At 48.6% G+C, this 23,127-nt stretch carries 30 protein-coding genes; 22 read left to right on the top strand and 8 right to left on the bottom strand.

Annotated elements, in window-relative coordinates:
- Window positions 1-94 precede the first annotated feature (94 nt).
- Window positions 95-697: a LysE/ArgO family amino acid transporter gene (locus tag H8K38_RS11835; protein ID WP_186885043.1), complete on the bottom strand. Its 603-nt coding sequence runs from the start codon at window positions 695-697 to the stop codon at window positions 95-97.
- 104 nt (window positions 698-801) lie between these two features.
- Here H8K38_RS11835 and argP point away from each other — a divergent pair, with 104 nt between their 5' ends.
- From argP to H8K38_RS11805, 6 genes are all read left to right on the top strand, one after another.
- Window positions 802-1,689 (top strand): HTH-type transcriptional regulator ArgP, encoded by an 888-nt coding sequence (gene argP, locus H8K38_RS11830; RefSeq protein WP_186885042.1) that lies wholly within the window; start codon window positions 802-804, stop codon window positions 1,687-1,689.
- 94 nt (window positions 1,690-1,783) lie between these two features.
- The gene (locus H8K38_RS11825; protein WP_186885041.1) at window positions 1,784-3,244 is read left to right on the top strand and encodes an aminoacyl-histidine dipeptidase; all 1,461 of its coding nucleotides are present in this window, start codon (window positions 1,784-1,786) and stop codon (window positions 3,242-3,244) included.
- A 400-nt stretch (window positions 3,245-3,644) separates the two neighbouring features.
- Window positions 3,645-3,998, top strand: a complete 354-nt coding sequence (locus H8K38_RS11820) for a FlxA-like family protein (protein WP_186885040.1) — start codon at window positions 3,645-3,647, stop codon at window positions 3,996-3,998.
- Window positions 3,999-4,252: 254 nt separating this feature from the next.
- Window positions 4,253-4,627, top strand: coding sequence for a glutathione S-transferase N-terminal domain-containing protein (locus H8K38_RS11815; protein WP_186885039.1), 375 nt, complete (start codon window positions 4,253-4,255; stop codon window positions 4,625-4,627).
- Between the two features lie 126 nt (window positions 4,628-4,753).
- Window positions 4,754-5,182, top strand: coding sequence for a YeeE/YedE family protein (locus tag H8K38_RS11810; protein WP_186885281.1), 429 nt, complete (start codon window positions 4,754-4,756; stop codon window positions 5,180-5,182).
- 13 nt (window positions 5,183-5,195) lie between these two features.
- Complete coding sequence (locus H8K38_RS11805; protein WP_186885038.1) at window positions 5,196-5,621, top strand: DUF6691 family protein; 426 nt, start codon at window positions 5,196-5,198, stop codon at window positions 5,619-5,621.
- Between the two features lie 158 nt (window positions 5,622-5,779).
- Here the strand turns inward: H8K38_RS11805 and H8K38_RS11800 are convergent, their stop codons facing one another.
- Window positions 5,780-6,214 carry an Hsp20/alpha crystallin family protein gene (locus tag H8K38_RS11800; RefSeq protein ID WP_186885037.1) on the bottom strand — a complete coding sequence of 145 codons (435 nt, stop codon included), beginning with the start codon at window positions 6,212-6,214 and terminating at the stop codon, window positions 5,780-5,782.
- Window positions 6,215-6,558: 344 nt separating this feature from the next.
- On the opposite strand from H8K38_RS11800, the gene H8K38_RS11795 reads away from it, so the two are divergent.
- The gene (locus H8K38_RS11795; RefSeq protein ID WP_186885036.1) at window positions 6,559-7,032 is read left to right on the top strand and encodes a hypothetical protein; all 474 of its coding nucleotides are present in this window, start codon (window positions 6,559-6,561) and stop codon (window positions 7,030-7,032) included.
- A gap of 249 nt (window positions 7,033-7,281) precedes the next feature.
- Here H8K38_RS11795 and H8K38_RS11790 read toward each other — a convergent pair whose 3' ends face one another.
- Both H8K38_RS11790 and H8K38_RS11785 read right to left on the bottom strand, forming a co-directional pair.
- The gene (locus tag H8K38_RS11790) at window positions 7,282-7,914 is read right to left on the bottom strand and encodes a glycine zipper 2TM domain-containing protein (protein WP_186885035.1); all 633 of its coding nucleotides are present in this window, start codon (window positions 7,912-7,914) and stop codon (window positions 7,282-7,284) included.
- 240 nt (window positions 7,915-8,154) lie between these two features.
- Window positions 8,155-8,733: an outer membrane beta-barrel protein gene (locus H8K38_RS11785; RefSeq protein WP_186885034.1), complete on the bottom strand. Its 579-nt coding sequence runs from the start codon at window positions 8,731-8,733 to the stop codon at window positions 8,155-8,157.
- 236 nt (window positions 8,734-8,969) lie between these two features.
- On the opposite strand from H8K38_RS11785, the gene H8K38_RS11780 reads away from it, so the two are divergent.
- Both H8K38_RS11780 and H8K38_RS11775 read left to right on the top strand, forming a co-directional pair.
- Window positions 8,970-10,388, top strand: coding sequence for an MFS transporter (locus H8K38_RS11780; RefSeq protein WP_186885033.1), 1,419 nt, complete (start codon window positions 8,970-8,972; stop codon window positions 10,386-10,388).
- Window positions 10,389-10,519: 131 nt separating this feature from the next.
- Window positions 10,520-10,990: a hypothetical protein gene (locus H8K38_RS11775; protein WP_186885032.1), complete on the top strand. Its 471-nt coding sequence runs from the start codon at window positions 10,520-10,522 to the stop codon at window positions 10,988-10,990.
- Window positions 10,991-11,019: 29 nt separating this feature from the next.
- Here H8K38_RS11775 and H8K38_RS11770 read toward each other — a convergent pair whose 3' ends face one another.
- Complete coding sequence (locus H8K38_RS11770; protein WP_186885031.1) at window positions 11,020-11,391, bottom strand: nucleotide pyrophosphohydrolase; 372 nt, start codon at window positions 11,389-11,391, stop codon at window positions 11,020-11,022.
- Between the two features lie 291 nt (window positions 11,392-11,682).
- On the opposite strand from H8K38_RS11770, the gene phaP reads away from it, so the two are divergent.
- Window positions 11,683-12,690 (top strand): phasin family protein, encoded by a 1,008-nt coding sequence (gene phaP / locus H8K38_RS11765; RefSeq protein ID WP_186885030.1) that lies wholly within the window; start codon window positions 11,683-11,685, stop codon window positions 12,688-12,690.
- 131 nt (window positions 12,691-12,821) lie between these two features.
- Here the strand turns inward: phaP and H8K38_RS11760 are convergent, their stop codons facing one another.
- Entirely contained in the window at window positions 12,822-13,667 is an 846-nt protein-coding gene (locus tag H8K38_RS11760; protein ID WP_186885029.1) for a PA4780 family RIO1-like protein kinase, read from the bottom strand.
- 16 nt (window positions 13,668-13,683) lie between these two features.
- Window positions 13,684-13,929 (bottom strand): hypothetical protein, encoded by a 246-nt coding sequence (locus tag H8K38_RS11755; protein ID WP_186885280.1) that lies wholly within the window; start codon window positions 13,927-13,929, stop codon window positions 13,684-13,686.
- Window positions 13,930-14,242: 313 nt separating this feature from the next.
- On the opposite strand from H8K38_RS11755, the gene H8K38_RS11750 reads away from it, so the two are divergent.
- The 8 genes from H8K38_RS11750 (at window position 14,243) to H8K38_RS11715 (ending at window position 20,229) form a co-directional block, all read left to right on the top strand.
- On the top strand, window positions 14,243-15,088 hold the full coding sequence (locus H8K38_RS11750) for a hypothetical protein (RefSeq protein WP_186885028.1): 846 nt from the start codon (window positions 14,243-14,245) through the stop codon (window positions 15,086-15,088).
- Between the two features lie 22 nt (window positions 15,089-15,110).
- Complete coding sequence (locus H8K38_RS11745) at window positions 15,111-16,040, top strand: transferase spermidine synthase (RefSeq protein ID WP_186885027.1); 930 nt, start codon at window positions 15,111-15,113, stop codon at window positions 16,038-16,040.
- A gap of 176 nt (window positions 16,041-16,216) precedes the next feature.
- Window positions 16,217-16,588, top strand: coding sequence for a hypothetical protein (locus H8K38_RS11740; RefSeq protein WP_186885026.1), 372 nt, complete (start codon window positions 16,217-16,219; stop codon window positions 16,586-16,588).
- Between the two features lie 283 nt (window positions 16,589-16,871).
- A complete protein-coding gene (locus tag H8K38_RS11735) occupies window positions 16,872-17,225 on the top strand; it encodes a hypothetical protein (protein ID WP_186885025.1) in 354 nt (117 codons plus the stop codon).
- Between the two features lie 33 nt (window positions 17,226-17,258).
- Window positions 17,259-17,954: a LiaI-LiaF-like domain-containing protein gene (locus tag H8K38_RS11730; protein WP_186885024.1), complete on the top strand. Its 696-nt coding sequence runs from the start codon at window positions 17,259-17,261 to the stop codon at window positions 17,952-17,954.
- A 15-nt stretch (window positions 17,955-17,969) separates the two neighbouring features.
- The gene (locus H8K38_RS11725) at window positions 17,970-19,043 is read left to right on the top strand and encodes a sensor histidine kinase (RefSeq protein ID WP_186885023.1); all 1,074 of its coding nucleotides are present in this window, start codon (window positions 17,970-17,972) and stop codon (window positions 19,041-19,043) included.
- On the top strand, window positions 19,040-19,792 hold the full coding sequence (locus H8K38_RS11720) for a LytTR family DNA-binding domain-containing protein (protein ID WP_255422940.1): 753 nt from the start codon (window positions 19,040-19,042) through the stop codon (window positions 19,790-19,792). The genes H8K38_RS11725 and H8K38_RS11720 overlap by 4 nt, the downstream gene beginning before the upstream one ends.
- A 167-nt stretch (window positions 19,793-19,959) precedes the next feature.
- The gene (locus H8K38_RS11715) at window positions 19,960-20,229 is read left to right on the top strand and encodes a hypothetical protein (protein ID WP_186885022.1); all 270 of its coding nucleotides are present in this window, start codon (window positions 19,960-19,962) and stop codon (window positions 20,227-20,229) included.
- 36 nt (window positions 20,230-20,265) lie between these two features.
- Here the strand turns inward: H8K38_RS11715 and pyrF are convergent, their stop codons facing one another.
- Window positions 20,266-21,087 carry an orotidine-5'-phosphate decarboxylase gene (gene pyrF, locus H8K38_RS11710; RefSeq protein ID WP_186885021.1) on the bottom strand — a complete coding sequence of 274 codons (822 nt, stop codon included), beginning with the start codon at window positions 21,085-21,087 and terminating at the stop codon, window positions 20,266-20,268.
- A gap of 161 nt (window positions 21,088-21,248) precedes the next feature.
- Here pyrF and H8K38_RS11705 point away from each other — a divergent pair, with 161 nt between their 5' ends.
- From H8K38_RS11705 to H8K38_RS11690, 4 genes are all read left to right on the top strand, one after another.
- Window positions 21,249-21,701 carry a MarR family winged helix-turn-helix transcriptional regulator gene (locus tag H8K38_RS11705; RefSeq protein WP_186885020.1) on the top strand — a complete coding sequence of 151 codons (453 nt, stop codon included), beginning with the start codon at window positions 21,249-21,251 and terminating at the stop codon, window positions 21,699-21,701.
- A gap of 140 nt (window positions 21,702-21,841) precedes the next feature.
- On the top strand, window positions 21,842-22,261 hold the full coding sequence (locus tag H8K38_RS11700; protein ID WP_186885019.1) for an organic hydroperoxide resistance protein: 420 nt from the start codon (window positions 21,842-21,844) through the stop codon (window positions 22,259-22,261).
- Window positions 22,262-22,543: 282 nt separating this feature from the next.
- A complete protein-coding gene (locus H8K38_RS11695; protein ID WP_186885018.1) occupies window positions 22,544-22,936 on the top strand; it encodes a hypothetical protein in 393 nt (130 codons plus the stop codon).
- The gene (locus tag H8K38_RS11690) at window positions 22,933-23,124 is read left to right on the top strand and encodes a helix-turn-helix transcriptional regulator (RefSeq protein ID WP_186885017.1); all 192 of its coding nucleotides are present in this window, start codon (window positions 22,933-22,935) and stop codon (window positions 23,122-23,124) included. The genes H8K38_RS11695 and H8K38_RS11690 overlap by 4 nt, the downstream gene beginning before the upstream one ends.
- Window positions 23,125-23,127 lie beyond the last annotated feature (3 nt).

Below are 23,127 nucleotides of genomic sequence, written 5' to 3'. Positions count from 1 at the left end.
AGCACCGCCGTCAGGTATTCGCATAGTCTGCGGCGGTGATCAACTCAAACTGACATCCCCGTCAAGCCAACACGGCCTCAGCGAATTCTCTTCATCACATCAGCAATTGAATCGCCAATGCCCACATCATGACGGCAATGGCGGCATCGAGAATACGCCATGCCAGAGGACGGGCAAATAAGGGAGCGAGCAATCTGGCGCCGTAGCCGAGCAAGCCGTACCACAGCGCGGCATTACATAAAGCGCCGAGCCCGAACCAGAATTTTCCTTGTCCAGGTTGCTGCGCCCCCACAGCGCCCAGCAACACCAGTAAATCCAGATAGACGTGCGGGTTGAGCAGCGTCACCGCCAGCACTGCCGCCAGCGCAGGTCGCCAATTCATGGCTTGTTCGCCGCCGCTCACCCGCATACTGTGTGACTGCATCGCCCAACGCATGGCTCGCACGCCATACCAGAACAGAAAAGCAGCGCCGCCCCAACTGGCGATACGCATCCACAGCGGATTATTGCTGAGCAAAGTTCCCATACCCAGAATGCCAATGGCGATCAGCACCGCTTCACAGACCACGCAAGCCAGCACCGTCAAAGCGACATGTTCGCGCCGCAAGCCCATGCGCAGCACATGTGCATTTTGCGAGCCAATGGCCATAATCAGGCTGGCACTGAGCCCCATGCCTTTCAAGAAAAACGTGAACATCTTTAGCGCTCCTGCTGCAATGAATAAGCTTGCATAATGCGGCGCTTCACGGCTAAGCTGAAGTAAATTTAATTTATTTACGATTACATTAAAATTTCTTCATAATGAAATTCGATACCCGCCAATGTGCAGCGCTGATGAGTGTGATCGACAACGGTAGTTTTGAAGCCGCAGCGCAACAGCTGAGCCTGACCGCATCAGCGCTGTCGCAAAGAATCCGCGCCCTCGAAACACAACTGGGAACCACACTGATTATTCGTAGCCGCCCTTGCCGTGCCACGCCTGCCGGACAGCGATTCTTGCAGCACCTGCGGCGCGTCGCGGAAATGGAGCAGGATTTATCCGATACGTTTTCCGATCCGCCGCATGCCCCCGTCAGCATTGCGCTGGCGGTCAACGCGGATAGTCTGGACAGTTGGGTTTTACCTGCGCTGGCGGATTTTCTGATCAAAGAAAATATCTTGCTGGATCTGTGCATTGACGATCAGGAGCACACCCATACGTTGCTGGAAAGCGGCATGGTGCTTGGTTGTATATCGGCACAGCAAGCAGCGATGCGGGGTTGCGAGGCAGAAGTGCTGGGCAACATGCGTTATCAGGCGGTTGCCAGCAAAGCGTTTTGCACACGCTGGTTTCCACAGGGAATGCAACGTGACAGCGCCCGCCTCGCCCCTGTGCTGACATTCAATCGTAAAGATCAATTGCAATCGCAGTTTTTGCTTGAACATTTCGGTTTATCTGACAACGCGTTTCCCCGTCACTACATTCCCGCCACCTCGCCGTATAACCATGCCATTGTGCTGGGACTGGGCTGGGGTATGATTCCCGAGCTGATGTTGAAACAAATGCCGGGCGAATCCGGACTCGTCAGGCTGGCACCGGCCCACCCGGTTGATGTCACCCTGTACTGGCATCGCTGGAAAGTACAATCGCCACGTCTGGCGCGCTTGTCTGCGAAGCTGGTCGAAACAGCACGACATGCCTTGCGCTGAAGAACATAACGCCGGTATCGGGTCGGAATGATGCCTGTGTTAAACTTTTGCCCTCAGCCGCGCTTACCAGCGCACATGGCTACACAGGACAATCATGACAACCGCAATTCATCAACTTTTCCCTCAGCCTTTATGGCAATGGTTTGAACAAATCTGTGCAATTCCGCACCCATCCAAGCACGAAGCAGCACTCAGCGAATTTATCCAGCAATGGGCAAAACAGCGCGCTCTGCCAGTGGTCGTCGATCATGTCGGCAACCTCATCATCCGCAAACCAGCCACCGCTGGTATGGAAGACCGTAAAACGGTCGTGATACAAGCGCATCTGGATATGGTGCCGCAGAAGAATGCCGATAAAGTGCATGACTTCACGACCGATCCTATCCAGCCATGGATCGATGGCGAATGGGTCAAAGCGACTGGCACCACACTGGGTGCCGACAACGGTATCGGTATGTCATCCGCGTTGGCGATTCTGGGTTCTGACGATATTCGCCACGGCCCGCTGGAAGTGTTGCTGACAGTCGATGAAGAAGCTGGCATGACAGGCGCGTTCGGTTTGCAGGCAGGCATGTTGGATGCTGAAATCCTGATCAATACCGACTCCGAACAGGAAGGCGAAATCTACATGGGTTGCGCCGGTGGTGTCGATGCCGAAATCAGCGTCGCTTTGCAATGGCAGCCAGCGCCAGCAGATCAGCAAGCGTTTACGCTCAGCATCGCAGGTCTGAAAGGTGGCCACTCCGGTGTGAATATTCATCTGGGACGCGGCAATGCTAACAAGCTGATTGCCCGCTTCCTTGCCGGGCATGCGCAAGAACTCGGATTATCGTTATCCGACATCAAAGGCGGCTCGCTGCGTAATGCGATTCCACGCGAAGCGCAGTGCAGCTTTACGATCGCCGCTGCACAAACTGCATTGTTAGCGCAACGCATCGCGCAATATCAGGCGATATTGCAAACCGAGCTGGCCGTCGTGGAACCCGCGTTAACACTGAGTCTGCAAAGTACGCCATTGCCTGCGCAGGTGTTGCAGGCAGCAACGCAGACCACATTGATCAATCTGATCAACAGTTGTCCGAACGGCGTGATCCGCATGAGTGATGAAATCACCGGCGTCACCGAAAGTTCGCTGAATGTCGGCGTCGTCAATACCTCGCAAGACAAAGTGAGCATCCTGTGCCTGATCCGTTCGCTGATCGATACTGGTCGTGAAAACATCGAAAGCACGCTGCAATCGCTGAGCGACCTGGCAGGTGCACAGATCGCGTTTTCCGGTTGCTATCCGGGCTGGAAGCCGGACACCAGCTCTGCGGTGATGGCGATCGTCAAAGATACCTATCAAAGTATTTATCACAAAGAACCGGTGATCATGGTGATTCATGCGGGGTTGGAATGTGGTCTGTTCAAAAAGCATTATCCTGAACTGGATATGGTCTCCATCGGTCCGACCATCCGTTATCCGCACGGCCCTGACGAAATGGTGAATATCGAAACTGTCGGTCAATACTGGACGTTGTTGCTGGCGGTACTGGAACGCATCCCGGCAAAATAATCTGCCGCAAATCTGCCGCAACAGACGCATGCGATCCACCCGGCATGCGTCTGCGTTAACTGGCATCGGATCGTTTTTCTCACCTCCTTATTGATTGTGGCTTGCAGCCGGTTTTCAGGCCAGAAGCCGCATCAAATATCGAAGACGGAGACATATCCCATCGCTATGCCACATATATCCCGCTTATCTCCCACAGACCAACCTTCCACGATCCCGCAAATCAGCCAAGCTGTTCGCCTGCGGTGTTGTTTTTTTGATTATTTTTCTCTTTCCCCTGAGGTTGAGGCTTTTTGTGCCGTTAATGTCATTAAGCGGATAGCCGATGGTTTGCGAACCGACTCTGCAATCAACCAGCAACGCGCGTAAATCGAAATACAGTTCAATCTCGCCGGAGGGATATATGCCTGTCAATCCAGTCGATGCCGCCACCGCCGTCGGCAGCACCTCAGCCATCAGCGCAGCCAGTCATGCGCAAATCGCCGCACTGCAAAGACAACTTGCAACACTACAAAAAGAGTTGACCGACGCAGAAAAAACGGCGACGACCGAAGCCTCGCAACGACAAATGCTGCAACTCAGGCTGCAAATTGCTGAAGTTGAACAAAAAATAGCCCGTCTGAAATTGGAACAGTCGCAAGCCATCAATGAGGCGGCAAGCAACAATGCCACGGCCAATATTCAGGATAACCAGAATGCGACACCTGCCGTACATCCGACGGAAACGCTGGGCAACCGTATCGATCAGTACATTTAATCTGCCCACAGTCGATTAAAACGATGTAGTAAGAGATCATTGCAACTACCGGCGCTGTGTCAGCGCATTTGTCTGTGCCGGATGATTCACTGCCTTAAATTTGTTGCATCGACCGCATTCCACACTGCTATTCCCCGTAAAAGTCAGTATCCAACTCACTCTTTCAGCCTGTAAGCGTCAGCAGATACCTGCCGTTCTGACATACAATGGCGCTCTTCTTGCTGCATGCCAGCAAACCGTCACGGAAAGAACTAATGAAGCTTTTTTTCAGATTATTGCGGGCCATACTCGGCCCTTTCATGCTGCTCAAAGAACATCTGAGCAGACCGCAAGGCATCGTCCGCGCTCCGGAAGATCAGGCGAAAGTCGATGCAGCCTGCCAGAAACTGGCCTTGTATCAATTCACGACCTGCCCGTTTTGTATCAAGGTTCGTCAGGAAATGCGGCGACTATCGCTCACAGTGGAATTTCGCGATGCACAAAAATCAGCACAACACCGTCAGGCTTTACTGACACAGGGCGGCAGCCCGAAAGTACCGTGTCTGCAAATCACCGATGACAAGGGCAAGGTCCGCTGGCTGTATGAATCGGGCGATATCATCCGTTATCTGCAACAGCAATTTGCCTGATTTTCCTGATGCGGCGAGCGACAGGTATAAAGTCTCAATACAGATAAGCCTTTCCAGCGATTTTGCTGCCAGCAAGCGCATAAATAAAGGGACTCCGTTTGAACCTCAGAGATGGAAAGAATAGTGATGCAGATTGCGTGGAATGAATTTACCCCGATAACGTCCTTAGCCGGCGGCGTACTGATAGGCCTGGCAGCGGTCATGCTGATGGCCGGACTGGGGCGCATTGCCGGTATCACTGGTATCGTTGCTGGCCTGTTCAGTCCGGTACGTGGCGACTGGGCATGGCGTGCCTTGTTCACGCTGGGAATGATCGCCGCACCGCTGACCTATAGCCAATTTTCGGCGCTGCCTGAAATCACCCTCGACACGGGCTGGCTCACATTGCTGATCGCCGGTCTGCTGGTCGGCATCGGTACCCGCCTCGGCTCAGGTTGTACCAGCGGTCACGGTGTCTGCGGTCTGGCACGCATGTCGCCGCGTTCTATCGTTGCGACAGTCGCATTTATGAGCAGCGGTTTTCTGACCGTGTATGTCATACGCCACCTGTTCTGAGAGAGATGACAACATGAAAAAACTGATCACCGCCGCATTCTGCGGCCTGATATTTGGTCTGGGTCTGATCGTCGCGGGAATGGCCAACCCGGCAAAGGTGCTCGCATTTCTTGATCTGGCCGGCGCCTGGAATCCTTCTCTGGCCTTCGTCATGGGCGGTGCCATCGGCATCGCCATCATCCCGTTCACGCTGTTACGCCGGCGTACTCTTTCATTGCTGGGAGAGCCCATGCAATTCCCGACGATCTCGGTGATCGATCTGCGTCTGGTCGGTGGCAGCCTGCTGTTTGGTATAGGCTGGGGCATGGCAGGTATTTGTCCGGGTCCAGCAGTTGTGTTGCTGGGAGCGGGCATCGCCAAAGGCGCTGCATTTTTACTGGCGATGATCGTTGGTATGTTACTGGTTGACCGTTTCGATAAGAATAGAAAAGCGGACTGACAGTAAGCAGTCTGCTGAACGTAGTATCACTTTTACGCTGAATATTTCATATAAAAATAAAAAGCCTGCAAATTTGTGCAGGCTTTTATGGCACTCAGGCTAACTAGCCATTACTGGTAAAAGCGTAATGCCACATACGCGTGCCACCGTTAGCGAAACTATTCGATTTTGAGTTTCTGCACACCACCTGCGGGACGCTTCTTAGGTAAAGTCAGACTCAACACGCCGTTATCATATTTTGCGCTCGCCGATGCGGTATCAATTTCGACAGGCAATTGAAAACTCCGTGACACTTCGCCGAAATAGCGTTCGCTACGCAGCACTTTGTCGTCTTTCCGGCTGCTGTCTTCTTGCTTAATTTCAGCGCGCAAGGTAACGACATTGCCGTCCAGAGCAACATGGATATCGTCCTTAGGAACGCCGGGTACTTCCGCCTGCACAGTGTAAGCGCCCTCATTTTCCTGTACGTCAATCTTGATTTGCGCCGGGCTGGGAAGTGGATCACCGTGCAGAGGTTTGACATAAAAAGCCGGACTCAGATCACGAAAAAAATCATCAAAGAAACCACTACCACGCGGTGTTAGTGCACCCATTTTTCTCTCCTTATCATGCCGTTGCAATCGTCTTTATAAACATATCTGACACGCATGCACCTGATGCAGATTCAGGCAACACGCACCCTGATTCCATTCATAAGATAGGAATAAACTGCCCAAAAAACAAGCCCGTTTTTTTCAGATTTGATCTTCGTCAAACGTCAAATCACGGCGAGATAGCATGCGCCTTTGCTCAGGTTTTTCGGCTCAGAAACGGCATCAGATCTGCCACGTTGCCGCTATGCGTGTAGGATGTCGTCTGTATTTGCTTTTACAGAGAATTTCTTTTGCAACACACTCATCTAAACACCGGCGATCACTTCGATGACATTGAAGAGACTATGCCAGAACAAGACCAACCGATTTTTGAAGCTCGCCTGTGGCGCGACAAAGGCTGGACAGCCAAAGTCATCAAAAACGATGACGATGAAGGCTGGGCAGTCGCAATGCTGAAAGATGGTGAACCTGAACCGGCATTGGTTGGCCCCTGGACGATGGGGCGGGACAAAAAAAATCCTAAACCTTTAGATGCCAACGCGTTCGGTACGCTGGTCAAAACTGCGTCAGAAGTGATCCGCCGTCATGAACAACAATTACACGCGTTGTTGCACAAGAATCTGCTGATCAGCACGGATGAGGCTGACTATAAAATCATGTTGGATATTGTGCCGGATGACGATGATCCGTATGCGTATCTGAGCGCCTGCGATGCAGATGGTGCAGAACTGGCAAAAGTGAAAGTTGCTGCGAACTATAAGCTGGACAGAAAAAACGCCTTGCGGTGGATAGAGAATGAGTTTCGCCGCCCGGATTGAACGGGGCCCCAAGGAGTCCCCCCCCAAAAAAAAGCGACGACAAGCCGATGTTGATTTTTTTGCTGCTACGCTGACGTGAATCTGCGCAGCAAATCTCTGGCCGGAATTTATACTGAAAATTTGTACTGAGAATTTCCGCAGTCAAATTCCATGCAATCTCTCATATCTGATGCGCCTGCCAGAGCATTTCTATGCTGGCAAGCGCATGTATATTGAGAGATGAAAACTGAATTCAACTGATCGATGGTCTTATGCCGACTGCAAACTACCATTGACAATTCTGACGCGATCACCGGATTGCCATCCTGGTTGAGCCGAAGGATGGAAAGTGCGTACATGGCCATTTTCCATTTTCACTCGCACCTCATAAACGGTCGTGGTACGGGTACGTTTCTCGATAGCATTACCGGCAAAACCACCGCCAACAGCGCCCGCCACGGTTGCCAGTTTGCGGCCATCGCCACCGCCAACCTGATTACCCAAGACACCACCAAGTAAAGCCCCGGCAACAGCGCCAACACCGCTGCCCTGTGAAGCCTGCTGCTCAATCGCACGCACCGATTCAACGACACCGCAATTATCGCAAACAGCCGGCTTACGTTCCGCTGTCGTTGTCGCGCCCGGATTATCGTAACCTCCAGAACGGTAACCCTGTTTAGCTGTGTTTTGCACAGGCTCATTTGATGGTGAGAAGGAAGTCTGGTTATTGACAGCGGCATCTTTCGTCGCCACGGCATTGGCGTTGTCCGGTACGGTCTTGCTATTAGAGTTAGGTAATACCCCGGTCATCGCAGCAACACCAATCAGGCTGACCAGCATTACTGATACCGCCGCACCTGCAACAAGCGGATGAATACGTTTATTTGTTTGATTATCTGACATAGCTCGGATCCATTAAAAAATTAAAACAGAAGTATGGATATCTCAACGAAACATGTGTTCATCAAGTTGACCCGACTGCCGTATTAATCGTAAGTACATGTAACAACAGCGGGTCAGTTACGTCAAAACAAAGATCAGGATAATTTCAGTTTTCCTGCTAACGGGCAGCAACATCGCAAAGAATGTACGCCCCTTTTTCCTGACAGCAGTGCATTACGGCACAGTTGTCAGGTTCAATAATTAAAACGAATATTGCAAGCCTACAGAAACGTTATTGACAGCCTCTTTGTCACCGCTGAATTTGATTTTGCGGGTTTCAAATTCACCACGTAAGGCAAGCTCTTTCGTCAGTTTGTAGCTCGCACCAAAACCAAAGACAGGTTGAGTTGATGTAGTGCTGTCGTTGTAGGCGCCCACGCCTGCAACCGCGCCGCTGCCTTCAGCCTTGATACTCGCCAGACCCAATTTAGCAAACCCGCTCAGTTCAGGGGTGAATTCATATTTATATAAACCGGAGACTTCAAAGCCCTTGCCTTTCATATCAGCAGATACGTTCGTACCGCCAACATTGCCGGTTGCAGAAATGGTTCCCAGAGAAAAATAACTCGCTTCAACTGCAAAGTTTTTGTCGATGTTATAACCGCCTAATAACTTGTAGGTGTTTGAACTGGTACTGCATGAAACGACATTTTTGCAATCGTCATTCCAATGTGCTTTACCGACAGTCGCGCCAACATACACTTGCGCAGATGCTGCCGCACTCAGCATAAAACCAGCAGTAGCAATCATTCCAACAACCAATTTTTTATTCAACATCATGTGACTCCTCAGGTTATCCAACGTCATACAATTCATTGCTACACAATGACTATGTAGCTCAGCCTCAGCACGACAAGTTGTGCTTAAAGTGTGGAAACAGTCTGGCAGTGGGAAATTCTTTTTGAAATAAAAATTCTGATAGTCTCCCGTGATGAAACAGCAGGTACCGGAATCTGCGACCTTTCAATTCGTTACAAAAGGCCGGGAGAGCGACATCATCGCGACGACTTCTGGCAATGAAATCCGGCATATTCAAGCCAGTCGCAGCGTACAATAACGGCTTTGGCGGGCATCAAAATAACCGATGCCACGCATTCCGCACTTCTGCAGATATCTGCCTCAACCCGGTAAAAAAACCATTCATCAAAGCTGCGGCTTTTAGTATGCACAACAAGAAATTTAACTCGCTGTCAAATTCATATTTGATCTACATCGGTGTTGCCATTGCTTCCGGCGGCGTCGCTTTGTACACGCCACTCATCGTCTCTGAAACAGGTAAAAATTTTTCTGGTTTCTGGGCTGCGTCTATCCTTTTCGGATTAAATCTGGGTCGCGTTATTGGTTCATTTGCAGGTAGCCGATTTTCACGTGCAGTCAATCATCCGCTCATGGTTTGCGGGAATATTTTTCTCGAAGGAATTGCGCTGTATTGCATGGCATTTCTGCAGCAGGCATGGGCGCTCGCGCTGTTTGCTGTTCTCGCTGGCTTCGGTAGCGGGTTGTCATTTCCGGGCTTAAAAAATTATCTGCTGAAACTCCGCGATCTAGATCAGTCTGCATTATTCAGTCGCCTGGCGTTTGCTATACGGATGGGGTTGGTCAGCGGTTATCTGATGGCTAGCTGGGTGCCGCATGAAAGCCTGCGCCTGGTATTTCTGATCGTCCTCGTTACCTTCATTGCGTATGGCATTTTTATGTTGATCGCCATGCGGGCAATTTCTGAACATGAAAAACAATATCTGGCCTTGCATACGACATTGGCGCAACAGGAAAAACAGACATCAACACGACAGACAAATTCAGCCAGCCAAGACATCGCTGAAACTGGACAAAGAACGACCGAATTGCCCATCCTTTTCTATCTGTCCAACGCGATGTTCTGGTGTTTTGCCATACAGCCGATGATAGGATTCAGTCTGCACATTCCTAAGTTCACACCAGATATTCCGGTATCGACACCATTCTGGATATCCGCACTGGTGATCATCTTTTTTCAGATTCCGATTTCTAAACGTGCGATCAGAATCAGAGATCATTTCCGTTTTCTACAAATCGGTTATGGCTGTCTTTTCCTGAGTTTTTTACTCATGCTTGTATTTACGCACTCTGCCACCGCCGTTATCGTTTCTGCGGTATTGCTCTCGTTCGGACAAGTATTTTATGGCCCATCCTTAGACGTGCTGACCGCGCGTTTTGCGGACAAAACTTGTGCCGATACCGGAAAACTGATGTCGAAACAAATGCTGTATCAAAGCATGGGGAATATGGTGGGCAGTCTTGCCGGCGGAATACTTTTCGATCTCTCGCAGCATTTCGACAGCCCCCGCCTCAACTGGTTGTTGTTGGCACTTGCCAGTGTCGTCATGGTGATTCTGAGTAAAAATAAAATTCCTCAACTCTATCGGCAAGCCGGAAATATGCCATCAGCACATTGAAATCACCTTGAATGTGATTGGAATAAGGGAAATGCTGTTTTTATTTTTCACATTTACCTTACTTAACGATTGTTTTCGTTCTGTGAACTCAATTCAATATTAAAATTCCAGCTGGCTTTACAGGTGAAATAATGAAGATACACGGCGAGTGGGAAGTGAGTCAGGTACGTAACGTGGTTGTACGCGCTTTTGCAGGCAATTTTAATGAACAGGGTGTCAGAGCCATGTTTGAAGACTATAAAGCAATCGCTCCGACCGGCGTGGCATGGGCAAGTCTGGCGCAAGGCGAATATTGGGAAATGGCTCCCACCGCCGCTTTAAAAGCTTATACGTCGATGCGTGACTGGGCCATTGCCCATGGCTGTCAATGCATCGCTTTCGTGTGCCCAAGCAGGTTTCATCTGGATATTGTGCAACGTAACTCCGGTGTTGTTCCAGGTGATGATTTTTATGTCTGCACGACCACAGAAGAAGCTTGCGCATGGCTGACGGCCAAAGGTTTCCCATTTTCCATACAAGATTTTCAGCACACGGCATTTTTAGAAAAAGCCAAAAGAACGCTGGAAAATGATCCACTGAGTAGCTTCTTCAGAGTTGCTTAAGTCCTACTGCACCTGACGACGCAATCGGATCACTCATACTCGTTGTACTTGCGAGCATCTCCACGAACGATATCACTCGGGTACTTCCGCGCATTCAGCTGAATTTTTTCATTCGTCGCAGCAATCAGGTCGATGTTTAACTGATCTGCCAGCATGATCAGGTATGCCATAACATCGGCCATTTCATGCCGCACCGCCTGTAATTTTTCGGCACCGAGTTCATCGGCCTTGCCATTGTTCAGCCACTGAAAAGGTTCCAGTAATTCAGCCGCTTCTACAATCAGGGCGCTCGCCAGATTTTTTGGGGTATGAAACTGTTCCCACTGGCGTTCAGCGGTAAATTGACGCAATTGCGCACGTAAATCATTCAGGCTGTCTGTCGTTGCGAATTCATTCGCCATGTCATTTTCCATAAAACGTAAAAAAGATGTTTTATTGCACTGCAATATTTTTAATGGCAGGGACGTACATCCAAGGTTAAAATGCGGATTGCGGCATTGCGCCATTTTTAAAGAACTACCGGATCAAGGGTAATGCGCAAAGCTAAGGTAAACAGAAACTGTTGTTCCTGCTGCGTTGTTAACGATCAGTTTTACCGATCATTTCAAGATTCATTTGTGCAATCACTTTACCAGGCGTTCCTGATCAAAATTAACGCTTGAAACGTCTTATCCACCTTTAAGGAGAGATTCATGCCTTTGATTCAAACACAAATTTCCGTCGTTGCGCAAGAGCAGCTGAGCAAACAGCTGGAACTTTTACAATCATTCTCAAACACCGCCTTTCAAGGTCTTGAAAAAATGATTGCGCTCAACTTCGCCACCATCAAAGACACCGTGGAGAAAGTCACCGCGAGTTCCCGTCAGGTATTAGCAAGCAGCGGACCTCAAGAATTATTAGCGTTAGCACAAACGCAGCGACAACCTCAGATCGACAGCTTGCTCGCCTATGGCAAAGAACTGGCGACCATCTCCAGCGCTACGCGCGAAGCATTTCTGCATCTTGCCAACGCAGGTAAAAATAATCTGATTTCGGTGAAAATCACAAATACCGAGGCTTTACCAGTCATCGCAGAGAAATCCCTGAACGCAAGCCCGGTCAGTAAAAAAACGGTATCTCCAGTAAAAATCAAAAGCAGCACCAGCGCTAAGCAAATTTCACTTTTACCTGAGCCGGATGTGAAAATCAGTGCCACCAAAAAGACGGTCAGCCTGCCGCCAGCAGAAACAAAAAAAACATCGGCAGCGACCAGCAAAACTAAAACGGTAGCAAAAGTGGCGGCAAAATCGGTCAGTACAAAGATCGTTCCAGCGACGCCGGCAAAAACTGCTGTTCCGGCAACAAAAGCGCCAGCTCCTAAAGCACCCAAAAAAACAGTAGCGACAAAAGTGACCACGGCTCAGGCTGAAGCAAAATCAGCCAAGGCAGAAGTACAGAAAACAAGCCCAGCCACCGCGCCTGCTGCATCTACAACGCCGGTACAAATAAAGGAAGTAGCGGCAGTAAATACGGTAAATACAGCAGCGGAGGCATCCCCAAAGACCGCAGTTCCGGAAAAAAAATCAGCGGTGAAATTTCCTTTCCCACCGACTAAAAATCTGCAAGGCGATAAACCTGCATTTCCACAAGCAGGTGGCAGACCCGCATACAAAGGTAAAGCCAGCCCTGCAACCGGCGCGAAAAAACGTGTACGCCAATAACAGCAACCTGCAACCCCTTTGAAATAAAAAAATCCCGATTTCTATCGGGATTTTTTTTATTCCATTTATTCCGCCGTTGTCAGGCGTACGGAAGCATTGTGAATCTTTGCAATCAGACTAAGCGCCTGTTTTTACATTTCAGCCAGGCGTCTTAATCTTTCCTGCTCTTCGAGGATGGCCGACTCAATTTCACGCATAACTTCCCCTACATTCACCGGACGCGTATCGGCGGCGACATGTCCTGTCAACAGCGTTTCTGGTGTCAGCTGACCTGCAACATACAACTTCCAGATTTCTTTGCCATATTGGGTGTCATTCAACTGCGGTGCAAACTGCCCGAAATACGCTGCCAGATTCGCCACGTCACGCTCCAGCATCACTGCCGCTTCGGTATTGCTGGCAGCATCAATCGCCTGCGGCAAATCGATGATGACAGGGCCATCGCCATCGACCAGAATATTGAACTCTGATAAATCACCATGAATAACACCTGCACACAGCATCAGCACCACCTGATGTAATAATTGTGCGTGATATTGCAATGCCAACTCAGCCGACAAGGCAATATCATTCAACCTTGGAGCGGCATTGCCATCAGCGTCCGTCACCAGTTCCATCAGCAACACGCCTTCAAAACAAATATAAGGCGTTGGGACTTTCACACCGGCGGCAGCTAACTTATACAGGGCATCGACTTCGGCGTTTTGCCAGACTTCTTCCTGCATCTTACGGCCATAGCGCGTGCCTTTTTCCATCGCCCTTGCCTGACGGCTGTTTTTTACCTTACGCCCTTCCTGATAAGAGGCCGCCTGTTTAAAACTGCGCTGGCTCGCCTCTTTGTAGACTTTTGCACAGCGAATATCTTCGCCGCTACGAACAACATAGACAGTGGCTTCTTTGCCACTCATCAACTGCCGCAGCACTTCATCGATCAGCCCCTCTTCGATCAGAGGCTGTAGTCTTTTTGGTGTTTTCATGCCATCGCTGTCATGTTCACTTACGCGGTTTGCCGGTACGTTGCGACGGCGTATGCGGACGTGATTTGTTGCGCTGATCGTAAATGGTCTGAGCGTCCTGTTCCGCGCGTTCCAGCGTCCGCATTTCAGGATGATCGTCGTGCAGCGTAAAAAAATCATTCGCCTGCGCGCGCATCACGTGCTTAATCGCAGCTTCATCAGTGAGATCAAATTTTTCTGTCATCAGCGTAGTGACTTCATCCAGATATTCTTCATAGGTCATCATAAGGGTACCCTTGGGAAAAGCGCTTATCGCGCGATGTATATTATTTATATTTATTGAATGTCACCCAGTGCACTGATGTACAGCGCCAGACATCAGCGTCAGCAGTGAGTCAGCACACGATCAGGATCACCGCAGGATTAACGCGCATCTGCCCGGATGCAGAGCCACATCTGAGTGGCAACTGTTTCAGACCGCATTGTACACGTGAGGCCGCACAAACATTCGCCAGAACTCGCGATCGACAAGCGGAAATCAATGCTTTTTCTCGGCTACAATGCGACCTTTCCCGAAACACTGCAAGGCTGGTTTTATGAGCATTATTATTCACGAAGGGCTGCGCGCCTATATTGACCCTCTGACTGAACACGAATATGCAGCGCTGGAACGCAGCATACTCACCGAAGGCTGCCGCGATGCACTGGTGCTTTGGGGCGAGGTTCTGATTGACGGACACAATCGTTATGCGATCTGCCAGCGCCACAACATTCCGTTCAAAACGATACAAAACGATCATTTTAAAGATATCGAAGATGTACAGTTATGGATGATCGATAATCATCTGGCTCGCCGCAGCGTTTCCGATTTTCAGCGCGGCATGTTAGCGCTGCGGAAAAAAGAAATTATTTCTATGCGCATCAAAGCACAAGATGAAAGCGACACATCAGGAAATGAAGAAACAGACGTCGCTATTCCCGTAGTTAAACCTACGCAAAGTCGTCAGGAAATCGCGCGGGTCGCCGGTATCAGCAGCAACGCTGTTTTACAAATAGAAAAAATTCAGCGTGCGGCAGCGCCGGAACTGGTCCAGGCTGTGCGCGATGGCACTATCTCCATCAGCGCTGCGGCTGCCGTCGCGACACTGCCAAGCGATGAGCAAGCTGCCGCGGTCGCCGGGGGACGTAAAGAATTACAACAAGCCGCCAAACAGGTCCGCGAAAAAATACGCGAGCAAAAATCGCCGGCAAAAATGAACAAGGTTCCTGAATCTCAAGAGATGGAAAATCCGCCTGATACCGCTAACGGAGCGATGGATCAAGTCAGCGAATCTGTCATTCTTCAGCAAAGGATTAAAGCACTCCAAGCCGAAAACGCGGCGCTCATAGAAAAGATTACACAGTTGAATGCAGCCTTGTCGGCAGCGACAACGACGAACTAATACAGAGAGTTTCAGGATAATCATGTCGAAGCCTCGTCAGAGCTTGTCCCGCCTTTTTCTGAATAAGCCACCGGCGGATGAAGTGATCCATCGCAAGCGTTTGCAAGCACTTTCAGATCAGCATCAAGGTAAACCGTTTATTCTCGATGATGACGGTCTGCGCATGATGTATCTGACACCGACGTGTATGCAAAGCGCGATGAAGCTGAATGAACCGCATCGCTTACTCTGTGCTTATTCCCGAATCATGATGGGGTTTCTGCTGTTCAATCCGGCACCGAAACATATTATTCTGATCGGTCTTGGCGGCGGCTCACTGGTCAAATACTGCTACCACCATCTGCCGGATTGCCGCATTACTGCTATCGAAATCAACGCCGACGTGATCGCGATGCGGGAACAATTTTTTGTGCCGCCCGATGATGAGCGCCTGACGGTGATTCATGCGGATGCGGCTGAATGGTTACCGCAGCAAACCGAACAGGCCGATGTGATTTTTCTGGATGCCTACGACACCGAAGGCCTGGTACCAGCCTTGAATAACGCCGCATTTTACGCACACTGTTACCGGAATTTACATGCGTGCGGTGTACTCATTGCCAATGTATGGGGAAAGCCAAGCACGCTATCGCCAATGCTGGAAATGCTGTACACCCAGTTTTCCCATCAGTTACGTTGGCTGAAATCCTACGACAGCTACAACCTGATTGTATTCGCCAGCAAACAACAGACCGGACAGGATCAACTGATCACCAACGCCAAAAAGCTGAACGGCGCGCATGAAAGTCTGAGGCTAACAAAGATTCCCCTTCACTGGCATCTGATAACGCCGTCAGCGCCTGGCTGTGAGGACATGATCGACGCCATCAAACAAAGCCTGCGCGGGATCCTGGTCACCGATCCAAATGTGCCGCAAAGCTATGCAGAATGGAAATTATCTGTGCAGGCGTGACCGCATGAACATGTCGCTTGCACCGACGATATAGACAGAGAAATAACTTCTGAGATACATCATAGGTTGCTGCTTTTTTATTCTGTGCAGATTGTAAAAACAGGGGATTTCTGGCAAGCTTTGAATATCACTTCTGAGAAGAACAAGTACAGAACATCGGTTCAGGGAGAGTTGCTATGTATGATGAAAATGATTTTTCCGCGATTTCCAAATTTCTGAAATTAGGAATTAAAATCACCTTCACCAATCCCATGGGGCAAAACCCGTCCTTTGTGACCAGTTTTCCGACGCCCAAAGGCGCCAAAGTATCGCTCAATGAGAGAAGCCTGTACGATGTCGAGCGCAAACTGCGGGCATTGCTGGGCGACGATTCTCCGGTAAAGACCAAGCTTGCTCCCTTCGCCTACTTAGGAACTAATTTTCGCGGCTTAATGTACTGTACCCGGGGATCGAACGAATACGTTGTCGAGGAAACCCACAATATATTCGGCACCGCATCCCGACGCGTCGTCAGAAAAGCCGACGACTTCAACCAACTGCTCAGTTAAGTCGCTACACCTTTCAGTATTCCCGCTCCATCTGCGTTACTTTGCCTTCTCTTTCTGGCGCTGCTCTGCGTATGGCAACCAATGAACGGCAATGACTCAGGTATTGCGCTAAGCATCAACGATAGATACTGCGCCCTCTCTACTCTGCCTGCTATTGACGATATAAAATCTGAAGATCGTCGTTCACCGACAAAGCAGCGCTATTCACCGATAAATATGCGAGAAGCATCGTTATACGGTTTATCTTTACTCTGTCTAAAGAAATATTGATCAAGGAGCTGAGATGAGCCGACAACATGAAGAGCCTCAAACGCGACACAGAAAAAACTTTTTGCTTGGTACCGTACTGGTCACGATAGGCGTTCTGTTTCTTGCAGAAAAAATGCGTGTTTCTGATCTGGCTGATTATTGGTACATCATGCCAGCACTGATGGGATGCTTTGGTCTAATTGAAATACTTAGCTCACGCCAGCCCCAGAATATTGCGAATGGTTGCTGCACCGTGATTCTGGCTTTCTGGATATACGCATCGGTAGAAAATCTGTGGGGCTGGACATTCTCCTCTAGCTGGCCAGTTGTTTTGATTGCCGTTGGTATCAAAAGTATCGTCGCCGGTCTGCTTTCGACACGTCAGTAATTTTATTATTCGTTCATCTGTGGAGTTCACATCATGAGTAAGCGACAACCGCAAACCCAGGTATTCTTTGGCGTTCTGTTATTAATTTTCGGTGCATTAGCACTAGTAGATAATTTAGACATTTTCAGTACACGTCAGTTTTTCCAATTCTGGCCCATGGTATTCATTCTGGTTGGCATGCTCAAAATTTCCCGCAGTCAGAATACCTCTGGTCGTCTTATCGGTGCAGGTTTCGTTGCCTTAGGCGCGCTGCTGACGCTGCAACATCTGGGTATCGTTTACTTCAGAATGCGTGACTGGTGGCCAGTTTTTATTATCGCTGCAGGTCTGATGATTATTTTCAAGGATAAGATGAATAGCAGTACATCTTATTCCAATCCGACTACAGGAAGCGGCAATCAGCAAGCGGAAAGCAATATCTCCGCAATTATGAGCGGCGCAAAAATGCAGAACTCAACGCCGGACTTCCGCGGTGGCGAGCTGACCGCGGTGATGGGTGGTATCGAACTTGATCTGCGTAATGCCGGTTTGCAAAACGAAGCGACCTTAAATGTCTTTGCAATGTGGGGAGGAATAGAATTAAAAATTCCTCACGACTGGACAGTCATTTCTCAGGGAGTACCCATTCTGGGTGGGTTCGAAGATAAGACCGTACCGCCGATGGTACGCGATAAAAAATTATACCTGCAAGGATATGCGATCATGGGCGGCGTCGAAGTGAAGAACTGACGTTCGAGAACTCGCATGCATCCGATTCTGTCCGATTTCCGCCGGTTTATCTGGTATGTCGCAATCTGGCTGTTAGCAGGTGCTTTATTTTCCAGGCTCCTGGTTTCCGCTGGATTGTGCCAATGGATTTATGCCCTGACTTTTGCTCTGCCAGTGTCACTGATTTTCGGTTTTGTGGCGACGTCATCGTATTACATTTGCCGGACACTTCCTTTATCCAGACGTTCTGTTTTCCTGACGTTTCTGATGTTCGGCAGCAGTGCGATGGTTTCAGGCCTCCTGCTGTTAGGAATATGCGAAATCTGGAATATGGCTCTCATTTCCGTGACTGGTCAGGAAGTGGTACTCGTTATATCGAATCAGCTCGCAGCGATTATTCTCGCCACCGGATTCGCACTGTATTTACTTGCTCTGCTGGCTTACGATGTGCTTATTAGCTTTGATAATTTACGAGCAGCGGAACGTCGTGAGGCTGCTTCCCGCCTGTTTGCCCGTGATGCAGAATTACAGCTTTTACGTACACAAATTGATCCTCACTTTTTATTCAACAGCCTCAACTCCATCAGTGCACTGACAAGCATTGATCCTGCTGGCGCCAGAAACATGGCAATTTCGCTGGCAGATTTTTTCAGAAAAACGCTGGCCTTGTCTGAGCATACAACAATCACTGTCAGAGAAGAACTTGATCTGTGCGGGCATTTTCTGGCGGTAGAAAAAATCCGTTACGGCCAGAAATTACAAGTCAATATACAAGTTGATCATACTGATCTTGCATTAATACCGCCTATGAGTTTGCAACCTTTATTTGAAAATGCGATCAAACATGGCGTACGGCAATTACCCAAAGGCGGCTTGATTAGCGTCAGCATCTGCGCCCAAGACGGATGGCTACATATCCGGGTAGAAAATCCCGTTTCAGATAAAGTCATCTCGGATAACGGTATCGGCCTGGGATTAACAAATTTACGCGAGCGCTTTAATACGATTTATGGTGATCGTGCCCGGGTGCACTGGTCTCGCACGGAAAATCTCTTCTTTGTAGAAATATCGTTACCAATAGAGTTAAAACGACAAGCTGACACGATATGAATCATTCCCTGAGAGTATTAATTGCTGATGATGAAGAACTTGCCCGCCGCCTGATTCGGGAGTATCTGCGCTCTCATCCGGACATCATCGTTATCAGTGAATCTGAGACTGGCACTGAAGCAGTTGATGCGATATTTGCGCATCAACCCGATCTGATTTTTTTAGATATACAAATGCCGGAATTAACCGGGCTGGAAGTATTAGATGCCACCGGCAGAAAATCCGGCATTATCTTTACGACCGCGTATGACCAATATGCGGTGAAGGCCTTTGACTTACACGCAATAGATTATCTTTTAAAGCCATTTTCCCAACAGCGTTTTGATGAGGCACTGCAGAAGGCCAAAAAGCTCGTACAGGAAGATAAGGTTGTCGCCTCACCACCAATCGGTATGCAACAACTGATTACATCAAGTGTGCAACAATCGCAACGCCTGACGATACGCGACAGAGAGAAAGTACATGTGCTGCCATTCGAGGAAATTGATTTTATCGAGGCGCAGGATGACTACATTCTGGTTCACGCACAAGGCAGAACAGTGATGAAAACGCAGAGTCTGTCGGATATCGAGGAACAGCTTTCGTCAGCCGGTTTTGTCAGAGTCCATCGCTCTTATCTTTTGCAGATTAAGGCATTAACAGGAATAGAACGCCAGAGTAAAGATACTCAGGTGGCCGTGCTACGCAGTGGTATAAAAATTCCAGTCAGCCGCACGGGCTATGAGCGCCTGAAAACGAGATTGAATTGATCGACTTGAACCACGTTCCCTGTCCGTGAATCAGTCGGCGACAACGACCAGTCATTCTCGTTTTTTGTTGATTTGAACCCAGAATAATTCCGTTCATCGCAGCTCGTGTGCAAAGCAAAGAAATTAAGTCTATCTTTCTGCTTCAGACAAACAACCGAGGAAAGAAGATGAACTCAATAAATCTGGATGAAGTGACAGCATTTTTCCGCCAAAGCCTGCATGAATTTATTTACCTGATCAAAAAAGCGGCTTACCTGATTGCCAGTTTGCCACTGCACAGCATTTTCATCGCTTGCATCGCCATCGCACTGATATTCACTGTGCTCCCGTTGGCAATCAGTCTTTTTTGTATTTTTCTTTTATTGAAAATATTCAGCGTAATTATTATTTTTGCAGTCAGAAAAACACGACGCGGCTCCGTAAAGCAAATTCTTTAGCGTCATGACTAACGGTAAAAATGAATACTGTTTCAGTTAAGCTCGATGCTGATTAATCGCGTCACGAGTTTCAATCGCGACGCGTCGGGCAGCTTCTGCAAAGGTTTCATTACCGGAAGTTTTTGCGTACAGAATTGCGCGCGACGAATTAATCATCATTCCTGTTCCGTTCGCTGTTTTGCCTGCCGCGACAGTTGCAGCAATATCGCCGCCTTGCGCACCAATGCCGGGCACCAGCAATGGCATATCGCCGACAATATTGCGTACCTGCGCCAACTCATCAGGAAAGGTCGCGCCAACGACCAGTGCACATTGCCCATTGGTATTCCACTTTTCTACAACCAGTTTGGCAACATGCTGATACAGAGGCACTCCACCGACGTCCAGGAATTGCAAATCAGATCCGCCTGCGTTTGATGTGCGGCATAAAACTATCGCGCCTTTATCTTTCCATTCCATATACGGTGCGACAGAGTCGAATCCCATATAAGGATTGACGGTCACCGCATCGGCGGCATATCGTTCAAATGCTTCGCGTGCGTATTGCTCGGCAGTGGCACCGATGTCACCCCGCTTTGCATCCAATATGACGGGAATCGCGGGATAAGTCGTTTTGATATAGCGGCAAAGGGCTTCCAACTGATCTTCTGCACGTAATGCGGCAAAATAAGCAATCTGCGGTTTGAATGAGCAGGTAAGATCGGCAGTGGCATCGATCATCGCTTTGCAAAAAGTAAAAATGGCATCAGGTTTGCCGGCTAACTCGGCCGGAAAACGACTGATATCAGGATCGAGTCCAACGCAAAGCAGAGATTGATTTTCAGCCCAGGCGGCATTTAATTTTTCGATAAAAGTCACAACTTACCTCTGCATATACGGGTTTTCATTAATCCTGCATTATACCGTGCAGACTCAGGCCCGATAGACCAGAAGATCAAAGACAAGCGATACCGAATTTGATTATCATGTCAGGCAACCATTACTATTTCTTTTTAGTTTCCATTTTTTTTGAGTGTCATATGAACGAATCTGTAAAAAAAGAACCGGACTTACTGGCACTTGATAACCAGTTTTGCTTTGCGCTGTACTCTGCGTCGCTGGCACTCACCAAAAGTTATAAACCATTATTAGAAGAACTCGGCCTGACGTATCCGCAGTATCTGGTCATGCTGGTACTTTGGGAACAGGATCATATTCTCGTTAAAGATATAGGAAGCGCCCTGTTTCTTGACTCTGGCACACTGACGCCTCTGTTGAAACGCATGGAAGCAGCTGGATTGCTGGAACGCCAGCGGGACGACGCTGACGAACGACAGGTCAGAATTATTCTCACGAACAGTGGAAAAGAGTTGAAAAAGGCAGCAAAAAAAATTCCACTCAAAATCCTCTGTGCCAGCGGACAAGACCAAAAAACACTGACGCAACTGCGCAGCCAACTCTCAGAGTTGAGAGCAAATCTCACAGAAAAATAAAATTCCTTTATCGAGTACATAGAAAAAAACAATCGCCATTTACATTGCGCGCAATTAAATTGTGTAATATCATTCTTCCATCGACTCATTGGGTCGTAGCGGAAATATTCTTCATGCAGTCAATTTAAATGGGAAATCTTATGCAAGTTCTTTACACAGCAAGTGCAACCTCTACCGGTGGCCGCGATGGTCGCTCTGTTTCCAGTGATAATCAACTGGATGTTAAACTCACGACGCCAAAAGAATTAGGCGGCGCGGGCGGCGCAGGTACGAATCCGGAACAATTATTCGCTGCGGGTTATTCTGCATGTTTTATCGGTGCACTGAAGTTCGTCGCTGCGGCGAGTAAGACTGCATTGCCAGCAGATCTTTCAATCAAAGCGGACGTTGGTATCGGCCCCAATGGCAAGGGTGGTTTTGGTATTCAGGTTGCACTGAATATCTCGTTACCGGGAATGGATCGTCAGTTAGCTGAAGATCTGGTCAATAAAGCGCATGAAGTTTGCCCTTATTCGAACGCAACCCGCGGCAACATTGAAATAACACTGACCATATTGTAATAACATCGCGCTTGCCAGGGAAAATCACCCTGGCGCGGCAGAATCAGAACAAATACAACTTACCTGCACCGGTTTTTCCTTAAAAAATCGGTGCAGGTATTATTTTTCTTATCGATGTAAAGTTAGCTTGACATTATTTATTTTAACGCTAGTATGTAAAGCATGCTTTACTTTTCAATACATCAATTTCAGATTATTCAAGAAGTAAGGTAAAACAGCCTGCATTTGCAATGGCTATTTTTCTGCCTACACATGTCAAACAAACTTTACATGGAGAATATAATGCGTGAAAAACAAGCGAATTACATGTATTTCAAAGAGTTACTGGGTGCTTTTTTTATTTACTTTATCGTCATATTTCTCAGTAATTTCCTTGCCGATCAGATGACACCACAGCCGCTCCGTACCCTGATTATTCTGGCGCCGGTCATTCCAGCCATCATGATGATCTGGGCGATTATCAGACAATTCCGCCGTATGGATGAATACATCAGACGTCGCCAATTAGAAAATGTCGGCATTTCCGCAGCGATGACTGCTGTCTTCGCATTATCTTATGGCTTCATGGAAGCAGCAGGTTTTCCTAAATTAAGCATGTTTATTGTCTGGGGCTTGCTGATGGCGGGCTGGGGAGTAACCGATGCAGTGCGCTGCTGGAAAGAGAAATCAACATGAAAAATTCGCTCAGGGAATTGCGATCTCAAAAAGATTGGAGTCAGGCACAACTCGCCGATCTTCTGGAGGTATCCAGGCAGACGATTAACGCCATAGAAACAGGCAGATACGATCCCAGTTTGCCGCTCGCTTTTGCAATCGCAAAATTATTCGGAATGCCGATAGAAAAAATTTTTGAAGCGGAATAAAAC

It is taken from the genome of Undibacterium sp. FT79W, assembly GCF_014284215.1.
In the GTDB taxonomy this organism is placed as follows: Bacteria; Pseudomonadota; Gammaproteobacteria; order Burkholderiales; family Burkholderiaceae_D; genus Undibacterium; species Undibacterium aquatile.
The sequence above is the reverse complement of the archived record's forward strand: the minus strand, read 5'-3'. Positions and strand labels throughout refer to the sequence as shown.